This window comes from Persicitalea sp. (genome assembly GCF_041751555.1).
In the GTDB taxonomy this organism is placed as follows: domain Bacteria; phylum Bacteroidota; class Bacteroidia; order Cytophagales; family Spirosomataceae; genus Persicitalea.
The window spans coordinates 1-4,051 of the sequence record NZ_JBGSXF010000672.1 but is presented as its reverse complement, the minus strand read 5'-3'; the positions used below and the strand labels follow the sequence as shown (position 1 = coordinate 4,051).

Below are 4,051 nucleotides of genomic sequence, written 5' to 3'. Positions count from 1 at the left end.
ACTTTGACACCGGGCGTTTACTGCCAGACTGGCCCTGCTGCTGCTACTGATTTGACGGGAGTACTGACGTTGGATGGAGGAGGAGATCCCAATGCTGTCTTTATCATTAAGTTGAACGGGGCATTCTCTACCGCTACTGGTTCAAGCATTCTACTGACAAATGGTGCATCCGCTGCAAATGTCTTTTTCCAGGTAAATGGTGCAGTTATCCTCGGTATCAGTTCCACGTTTTCGGGAACTATCATAGCCAATGGGGCTATCAGCTTATTAACGGGTGCGAGCCTGCTAGGTAGAGCCCTATCACTCGGCGGGGCGATCAACCTGGATACCAATGTAGTCAATGTCCCCCCTCCGGCCCCCTTACCCGTGTCGCTGGTCAGCTTCAACGCCCAGAAGGAGGCCCAGACCGCGGTCCTGAGCTGGGCTACCGCCGAAGAGGTCAACAGCGACCGCTTCGAGGTGGAGCACAGCCTCAACGGCAAGACCTGGCAGATGATCGGCAAAGTGGCTGCCAAGGGCGACACTAATGACAAACAGTGGTATTCGTTCACGGATGTCAATCCGGCCAACGGCTCCAATCTCTACCGCCTACGGATCGTGGATCGAGACGGGACTTTTGACTACAGCCGGCTCAAAAGCTTGGAGTTCGACATCAACATTGAAACAGCTTTGTATCCCAATCCGGTATCCGAACGACTTTTGCTGAAAACGGACGACCTGAAAAAAATCAGTCGGGTGGAGTTTTACAACTCGATGGGAATTGCGGTGATGCAGTCAGATAGTGTGCCGAATAGTGGCCTGGATGTAAAAAACCTTCCAACCGGGCTTTACGTGGTCAAGGTAACGCGTACCAACGGAAGCACCTATACATTTAAAGTTCTGAAGCAATAGGTTCGAGACAATACTTTGCTCAGGCCTTTCAATCTCATCTTTTAAACAGAAATTCCTATGAATTCACATACCACCAAGCGCTCAGCTGCTCAAAATACTAAGAAACCATACGTGAAGCCCGTTCTGAAAACGATTGGCTCAGTGACCGAGCTCACGCTGAAAGCCGGTTCGCTGGCTGATGGCCTGACAACTCGAAGCGCCTGAACCAGCTTCAGATTACCTGCTAAAGAACCAGCCTATATCAAAATAGGCTGGTTTTTTAATGTAAATTTGTTTACCTAGACGAGTAACCATGAATATTTCCTGTCTGATCACTCCCTACTTTTCGGGTGTACTGTCTTTCAGCCCGGCGAGTTATTCCGCTACCCAGATCGGAGCGGGGAAATTTCAAGGGCAAAGCTTCGATTTTTCCGGCGGCAGCCTGGCCGCCAATTCGCCGGAGACTGTACTGATTACTACCGAATTGATCGTGGTAGCCGACATCCGACTGCACAACGAGCCGGAAATCCGCTCCCGGTTGGGGATATCAGCGCAGGAAGGTACCCCCGCCCAACTCATCGCCCGGGCCTACCAGCAGTGGGGTGAGAAAATTTCGGAGCAATTCACAGGCGAGTTTGTGTTTCTGATTTGGGATCGACGCGCCGAAAAGGTACTTGTGTCGCGGGATCGCTTCGGGTTCAAAAGCTTTTACTACGACTATCAGCCTGGTTCCTACTTTGCGTTTGGCAACCGAATCAGCCACCTACCTACCTTTTTGCCCTCGCGCAAGTCGATCGATTACGGCAAAATTCGCAATTTCCTGGCACCCCAAAATAGCGACGGGAGTTTTGAAGACCGTACCTTTTTTAAAAACGTCAAAGCCGCCCTGCCCGCGCACCAATTGACGATCCACAAAAATCAGGTAGCGCAGCGGTGCTACTGGAAGGTCGACCCGGCCCGGTACAGAACTATAACCCGCGAAGAAGAGTATATTGAATTGTTTCGGTCCTATTTCTTCGATTCGGTCCGGCAATGTACCCAGGGCTACGACGCACCGGGTGCGCACCTGAGCGGCGGACTCGATTCGTCCTCGGTGGCCTGCGTGGCGCAGCAGTTGGTCGGTAAGATTTCCACCTTTTATATCCATCCCGACCTACCTTCAACCGACGAAAGGTACTTTGTGCAGGCGGTGCAAAACCAGATTCACTCCCGGCATTACGAAGGTCGCCCCGAGGCCGACGTGTACGGTGCCCTGGCCCGGCTCAGCCGGTTGTTCGACCGGCCCGAGCATTTCCCCATACCTTCCACGTTCCACTTCGCCGCCGCCGAGCAGGTACGGCAGGCCGGATGCGATGTGGTGTTAACGGGCCACGATGGCGATTCGGTCGTAGGGCACGGCAACGGCCTGATACGAAACTATCAGGAGGCTGGGGACTGGTCGTCCCTGAAACGCGCCATTTACCAATACGCCCAGGAACGGGATATTTACCACCTGAATTCTGATTGGCTCAGTCTACGCGCTACGGAAAGGCAGACGCAATACGCCCGGCATTACCTGTGCACCGAACTGTGGGCGATGGTACGGCAGAAAAAGGTAAGTGGCTTCCTGAAAACAGCGCGGGCTCTAAATCCAGAGTTGGGTTATTCCTACCGGGATTTTTTGAATTCAGGGCTCGACAAACTCAGGACCCGACTCAAATTCCCGCTCCCCGGAAATCTGTTGACGCATGACTTTGCCGCGCAATGGGAGGGAACGAGGACAAGCACCAATGCCGATGCACTGTATACCGGACTGAACGCAGACTATCAGGGACAATTCCGCGAAATTACCCACAAATCTTACGTTGATGCCACCGAGCAACTGCACCACATTGGCTTACATTACGGTCACCATTACGCCCATCCCTTTTTTGATGAAAAGTTGGTAGAACTCTCCCTCGCTATCCCGGAACGGGTAAAGTTTGGCGATGGGAAAGGCCGGGCGACCATTCGCCGGGCTTTGCAGGACATCTTACCCCCGGAAGTTTTGAACCGGGGCCACAAAACCAGTTTTAACGAATACGGGCTGCTAAGTTTCCAGATACTCCATCTTCAAACCCAATCGATCTTCTGCCGGGGGCATTTGCTCTGGGATATTGTTGACAAGAAGAAATTCGACAAAGTCGCTGGAATTCTGCTGAACCCGGCAATTCCTCTCAACCAAAAGTCGAGGTACTATACCCTGGCTTCCAAGGCCCTGTTTCTGGGGGTGTGGCTGGAAGAAATAAAAAAGCATGAAAAATAGTACAGGCTTCTGGTCAGTAATAAGCCTGTTGCTCATTCTGGGCTGCGAGCCTCCCGAAAGTACGCTCCGGCGGGGCGCAGGCTATGACTATTTTCCCCTGGAAGCCGGCAGGTACATCGAATACGAGGTCGGCGAAGTACGCTACACTGTCACCTCATCCGTACCCAATCGGTCGACTTACTTCTTGCGGGAAGTATGCGGTCAACCTTTCATAGGAACCACCGGAATTGAACAATTTCCCGTCGAACGATACAAGAAATCGCGCCCGGAAGCCCCCTGGGTGCTGGATTCGATTTGGACCGCCTACCGGATACCCGACCGGGCGGTCAGGGTGGAAAATAACGTTGCTTTCGTAAAACTGACATTTCCGCTTAACGACCAAAGTAGCTGGAACGGCAACCTGCTCAACGCCAAACCCGAAGAAATCTATCAGGTTCAATTCGGTGCATCGTTTCCGGCTCGGAATGATTTTCCGAAGAGCCTAACGGTAGTACAGCGGCGGGACTCGAGTCTGGTTTCGCTCTACAAGCGCAACGAGGTGTACGCGCCGGGAGTGGGGCTGGTGTACAAAGAGGATATTGCTCTGGAATACTGTCAGGAAGCCAGTTGCATCGGTAGCGGTAAAATAGATTCGGGTAGTAGCCGTATCATGAAGGTAAGCAAGTACGGCAAGGAGTGATTTAATTGACCACCACCCGGCCATGGAACAGCTCATCGCCCACCTGAATTTTGTACAGGTACATTCCGGCCGGTTGCTTGATGAGCCAATACAATTCATTTTCCCCCGGATGGGTCTTAAATTCCATCGCTTCCAGTAACTGCCCGGCTAGTGAATAAATCGTCAGTTTGAGGGTCTCGCCATTGGAATCTTTGGCTACGGGTACCAGAAATTTTGCG

General features: G+C 52.4%; 5 protein-coding genes. 4 read left to right on the top strand and 1 reads right to left on the bottom strand.

Annotation, left to right across the window (positions count from 1 at the left end):
* From ACEW8P_RS23775 to ACEW8P_RS23760, 4 genes are all read left to right on the top strand, one after another.
* Nucleotides 1-891, top strand: an 891-nt coding sequence (locus ACEW8P_RS23775; protein ID WP_373515555.1) for an ice-binding family protein, incomplete at its 5' end; no start/stop codon positions are given.
* Nucleotides 892-948: 57 nt separating this feature from the next.
* Entirely contained in the window at nt 949-1,095 is a 147-nt protein-coding gene (locus tag ACEW8P_RS23770; RefSeq protein WP_373515554.1) for a hypothetical protein, read from the top strand.
* Nucleotides 1,096-1,183: 88 nt separating this feature from the next.
* The gene (locus ACEW8P_RS23765) at nt 1,184-3,154 is read left to right on the top strand and encodes an asparagine synthase-related protein (protein WP_373515553.1); all 1,971 of its coding nucleotides are present in this window, start codon (nt 1,184-1,186) and stop codon (nt 3,152-3,154) included.
* A complete protein-coding gene (locus ACEW8P_RS23760; protein WP_373515552.1) occupies nt 3,144-3,833 on the top strand; it encodes a hypothetical protein in 690 nt (229 codons plus the stop codon). Before ACEW8P_RS23765 ends, ACEW8P_RS23760 begins: the two co-directional genes overlap by 11 nt.
* Before the next feature lies 1 nt (nt 3,834).
* Here ACEW8P_RS23760 and ACEW8P_RS23755 read toward each other — a convergent pair.
* Nucleotides 3,835-4,051: T9SS type A sorting domain-containing protein (locus tag ACEW8P_RS23755; protein ID WP_373515551.1), on the bottom strand; the 217-nt coding region annotated here is incomplete at its 5' end.